Raw genomic sequence first — 5,130 nt, 5'->3', positions numbered from 1 at the left:
TTAGCCCCAACGGGGCTTTCCTATCCCAGTTGCCCCCCTCTGGGGGGCTTCCTAATGCCTCCCGCTATGCGGGAGGTTGATTACTGAGCCGGCAGGGTGAACCAAAAGTTGGCGCCCCGGCCCGGTTCGGAATCCACCCCAATTTCGCCGCCGTGGGCCTCAACCATCCGGCGCGTGATAGCCAAACCCAGGCCAATGCTTTTTTCTCCTCCCGTAGGCCTGGCCGAGAGGCGGGCAAAATTCTGAAACAAATGCCGGCGGTCTTCAGCCGTTAGCCCTGGCCCTTCATCTTGCACATTGATCCGCCACCCGTCGCCGGTTTGTCGAACTCCCACTTTAACCATACTGCCCGGCGGAGAGTATTTAACGGCATTGGAGATCAAGTTATCAACCACTTGCTGGAGACGCGCCGGGTCGGCCATCACGCTGCCATGGGGCGTTGTTTCCAGAATAACTCTTGTGCCTTTAGAAGCCGCCACCTTGGCATGGCGGGCGACCACTGCAGCCATAAATTGGTCCAGCGCCACAGTTCCCAATTTAAGGGTGAGTTTACCGGCTTCAATTTGAGTAACATCCAGCAGGTCGTCAATTAAAACCAACATGTGGGTGGTTTGCTGGTTGATGTCTTTGATAAATGACTCCATCTCGGCGGGCGACACATCCTCGGATGGCTCTGAGAGGAAGTGGGTAATCATCTGAATAAACCCAATGGGGCCGCGTAGATCGTGGGCCGCAATACCCAGGAAGGTGTTTTTAAGTTCATTCAATCGCTGCAATTCTTTATTTTGTACTTCAATGGCTGCTTTTTGCGTAGACAATTCGGAAACCAGGCGCCCCTTATCCACAATAATCGAAAGTTGGCCCGCAATTCGTTTGAAGATGTCAACATGCACGTCGGCATAAGTATTTGGCTGGATGCTGGAAAAAAAGATAAAGCCAACAGGGATGCCGTTGGCAATGAGCGGGCAGGTCAGGGAAGAACGCATCCCTTCTTCTACAATCAAACGGGTAGAATCAGATTCTGGTTTTTGGGCCAGGTAGGCTTCCAGGTTGTTGATGATCCGCGGCTGGTCATTAGCCAGAATGGTTTCCAGACTGCTCCCGGCCAAAGGGGCGGAATAGCCTTTGCAAAGTGTTAGCCGGGGTTGGTCGCTTTTGGCCCAACACGCCCGCACCCTTGTTGTGGGTTTTTCATTTTCTATCAGGGCAAACCCAATGCGATTATAAGGGATCAGGGCCTGAAAATTATGGTAAACGTTTTCCAGGATGTCGTCCAGCAGCAGGCCGGCATTGATCTCAGAGGTGATTTCATCCAGTTTCTGTAGCTCGCGATAATGTTTTTCCAGGGTGTTGGCCAATTCTCGCAGGGCCTGGCCTAATTTTCCCACCTCGTCAACCGGGCTGACGGGCATGTCAATATTGTAATCGCCGTGTTTTAGTCGTTCAGTTGCTTCAATATATTGGGAGATACGTGGGTCTTGAATTTTTTGGTGACTTTGGGGCATTTACTCTTCTCCGCGCTTAGAAACTTGCTTTTGCGGCAATTTGTATGGGGTATTCCTACCTAAAATTATACTGTTACCTACAGTTTTTAACAAGGGTATTACCAATAGGAAAAAATGCCTAATAAAATCCCTAACAACCATAAATCCTTATTCAAGTATCCGTTCAATAAAACGTTGGGTCAACTCCGTCACCTGATCTAATTCCCGGTCCAGAATGACGGCATGCCGGGAGTGTTCCAACCAGTGTAGTTCCTTGAAGGGGGAGCCAATTTTTTGATAGAGCAAGTTTACGCCGCGCAGGTCAATATCACTATCCAAACGACCCTGAATCAATAATAAAGGTTGGCAAATACCAGCCAGACGACGGTCCACCTCTCCCTGCAAATGGAGCATTTGGACTAACGCCGGAATTGGATTCACGGTATAACCCTGCCACCGTTCAGTCGGCTCAATGCACTGCTTGCGCATGTAGGGCACTACCGGCGCCAACAGGCGGGCCAGCAAGGCTTTGCCGGGTAATATGCGCAGCGCCGGCGCATAAATGAGCAAACCCGCTGTCTCTGGATGCTCGCTGGCCAGATAGAGGGCCAGTAGCGCCCCCATTGATTCCCCGCCCACAAAAACCTGTTCGCACCGGGCCGCTATTTGCTGATACGCCGCTTCCAGCGCCCCTGCCCAATCCTGCCAGCGATAGTGGTTCATCTGTTGGGGGGTGGTCATGTGGCCGGGCAATAGCGGCCCGGCTACCGTATAACCCTGCCGGTGTAAAAACCGGCCCAACAGCCGCACTTCCGCGGTTGAAGCTGTGTAACCATGGGCCAGGAGAACGCCTACCGGCCCGGCTTCCCAGAAGAAGGTGTCGCCTTCCAGGTGAGGATTATGAATGAAAGTGTTTGAGGTTGTCATTTTGATCTCCTGAAAATAGTTCTTATCCTCGGCCCGCTACTATGTATCTTTCATCACCGGCGGATTTTTGCCTGCAACAAGGCCGTAGTGGTAGCCCTATTATAAATGCAGAGCGGCGTTGAAGACAAACCAGGGACGTTCAGGTGAAGTTTGGGCCACAACCTTGGCCGTATTTTGTTTTACGTTTTATGTTTCTGCGGGTATAATTTTTATAAGGATTTTTATAAAAAAGGAGGCCGACGTGCCAAACCGATTAGCCCAAGAAAGCAGCCCCTATTTATTGCAACACGCCCATAACCCGGTGGAGTGGTATCCGTGGGGAGAGGAAGCCTTGGCCAAAGCCAAAACCGAAGACAAACCGATATTTTTGAGTATTGGTTATTCGGCCTGCCACTGGTGCCACGTGATGGCCCACGAGAGTTTTGAAAATAAGCAGACCGCCGCCATTATGAATGAGCATTTTGTCAATATCAAAGTTGACCGGGAGGAGCGGCCTGATCTTGACTCCATTTATATGGATGCGGTGGTAGCCCTTACGGGCCAGGGTGGCTGGCCAATGAGCGTATTTTTGACTCCCACAGGCCGACCTTTTTATGGCGGCACATACTTTCCCCCCACGCCCCGGCATGGTTTGCCCGGTTTTGAACAGGTGCTGAAAAATGTGGCTCACGTTTATCGGGACCAAAAGAGTGATGTGCTCAAAAATGCGGCCACCATTGTGGACCGTCTCCAGACTATTATCTTATGGCAACCTGGCGCTTCATTGGACCCTGCTGTGCCTGAATTGGCAGCCCAAGCGCTGGCCCACAGTTTTAACTGGACGCACGGCGGTTTTGGCGGCGCTCCCAAATTTCCCCAGCCAATGACCTACGATTTTTTGTTGCGTTTTTATTACCGTAACCAGCAAACCCCAATTTTGGAAATGGTTGAGCTGACCCTCCACAAAATGGCTCAAGGAGGGATGTATGACCAGCTTGGCGGGGGTTTTCATCGTTATGCCGTGGACGGTATGTGGCTGGTGCCCCATTTTGAAAAAATGCTGTACGATAACGCCCTGCTGGCGCGGCTGTACTTGCACGCTTACCAACTGACCGGCAAACCTTTCTATCGCCGGATTGTTGAGGAGACTTTGGATTACATTGGGCGGGAGATGGCCCACCCGGCGGGAGGTTTCTATTCCAGCCAGGATGCCGACAGCGAAGGCGAGGAGGGCAAATTTTTTGTCTGGACGTCGCAGGAGATCAAATCCATCTTGGGCCAGGCCCATGGGGAAATCTTTTGCGCAGCCTATAGCGTTGAACCCGGAGGAAATTTTGAAGGCAAATCTGTTCTCCATGTGCCGGCGCCCCTGGATCAATTGGCCGAGCAGTTGCAGATCAGTCGGGCCGAGTTGAACGACATTCTGGAACGCAGTAGAGCCAAATTGTTTGCCGTGCGAGAAAAACGGGTCAAACCGGGCCGCGATGAGAAGATCATCACGGCCTGGAATGGATTGGCCCTGGCCGCTTTGGCCGAAGCAGGCCGGGTGCTGGACCGCCCCGATTACATTGACCTGGCCACCCGGAATGCAGAGTTTATCGCGTTGACCATGAAAAAAGGGAAACGGCTATTTCGTATCTGGAAAGCTGATAAAGGCCAGGCCAAAGGCATGGCTTATCTGGAAGATTATGCCTTTTATGCCGATGGGCTGCTGGCGCTTTATCAAACCACCTTCAATCCCCGCTGGTTCTGGGAAGCTCGCGCTCTTATGGACGTAGTGCTGGCCCATTTTCAAGATAAAGCCGGTGGTTTTTTTGATACGGCTGACGACCATGAACAACTTGTGACCCGTCCCAAGAGTTTGCAGGACAACGCCATTCCTTGCGGCAACAGTATGGCCGTGCGAACTTTGTTGTTGCTGGCGGCTTATACAGGCCAGGCCGAATATGAAACACCGGCCCTGGCTGCGCTGGCTGCGTTGCAGGGGCCAATGAGCCAATATCCGGGCGCTTTTGGGCACTGGTTGGGGGCGTTGGAGTTTGCCCTGGCTCCACCCCAAGAAATTGCCATTATCGGCCAGCCCGGCCGGGAGGATACGGATAACATGCTGCGCACATTGTTAAAGCTTTATCGGCCTAATCAAGTGGTGGCGGTGGCTGATGAACTGAATGAATCTGACCAGCCAGAATTGGTGCGGGGGCGTCTGGCCAAAGATGGTCGAGCCACAGCTTACGTTTGCCACAACTTCACCTGCCAACAGCCGGTCACCGAGGTGGCTGCCTTGGAGTCCTTACTTACTAAATAGGCTGGCCCAACCCGTTCCAAAAAGGGAAAAGCCGCCAAAACCAGGCGGCTTTTCATTATTACAATAATATAGAATTTCTAAAAATAAAATACTACAGGTTGCCAACAATGTTGCTGAATACGTTACCAACAACCGGGCCAAGCAAAAGCAGAATAGCAATTACCACAATGGCTACCAATACCAGGATCAAAGCGTACTCTACCAAGCCTTGGCCTTCTTCACGCGGAAGAAATAACATGAGCTTTTACCTCCTTTCTGCAAAGATTTCTGAATGTCAATAGATTATATATTACTATGCCATGATACACTAAAATTGTCAATTTATCCGTAAATTTACCGTAAAGATTAGATTAAGAGTAAATTAATTTTTCCCCACCTGGTTACCATACAACCTGGCTTGTGCCCAGACTTGTTTGGGGACAGGTTAATTATGTC

Annotated in this window: 4 protein-coding genes; 1 reads left to right on the top strand and 3 read right to left on the bottom strand. The window is 51.2% G+C overall.

Features of this window, described 5'->3' with window-relative positions; all coding sequences use genetic code 11:
* Nucleotides 1-80: 80 nt before the first annotated feature.
* Nucleotides 81-1,505, bottom strand: a complete 1,425-nt coding sequence (locus tag JW953_14140) for a GAF domain-containing protein (GenBank protein MBN1993836.1) — start codon at nucleotides 1,503-1,505, stop codon at nucleotides 81-83.
* A gap of 147 nt (nucleotides 1,506-1,652) precedes the next feature.
* Nucleotides 1,653-2,411: an alpha/beta fold hydrolase gene (locus tag JW953_14135; protein MBN1993835.1), complete on the bottom strand. Its 759-nt coding sequence runs from the start codon at nucleotides 2,409-2,411 to the stop codon at nucleotides 1,653-1,655.
* Nucleotides 2,412-2,652: 241 nt separating this feature from the next.
* On the opposite strand from JW953_14135, the gene JW953_14130 reads away from it, so the two are divergent.
* The gene (locus tag JW953_14130; GenBank protein MBN1993834.1) at nucleotides 2,653-4,695 is read left to right on the top strand and encodes a thioredoxin domain-containing protein; all 2,043 of its coding nucleotides are present in this window, start codon (nucleotides 2,653-2,655) and stop codon (nucleotides 4,693-4,695) included.
* A gap of 91 nt (nucleotides 4,696-4,786) precedes the next feature.
* Here the strand turns inward: JW953_14130 and JW953_14125 are convergent, their stop codons facing one another.
* Nucleotides 4,787-4,933 (bottom strand): pilus assembly protein, encoded by a 147-nt coding sequence (locus tag JW953_14125; protein ID MBN1993833.1) that lies wholly within the window; start codon nucleotides 4,931-4,933, stop codon nucleotides 4,787-4,789.
* Between the last annotated feature and the right edge of the window lie 197 nt (nucleotides 4,934-5,130).

The sequence above is a fragment of the Anaerolineae bacterium genome, assembly GCA_016931895.1.
Taxonomy (GTDB): Bacteria; Chloroflexota; Anaerolineae; order 4572-78; family J111; genus JAFGNV01.
This window is presented reverse-complemented; position numbering and strand designations above follow the sequence as displayed.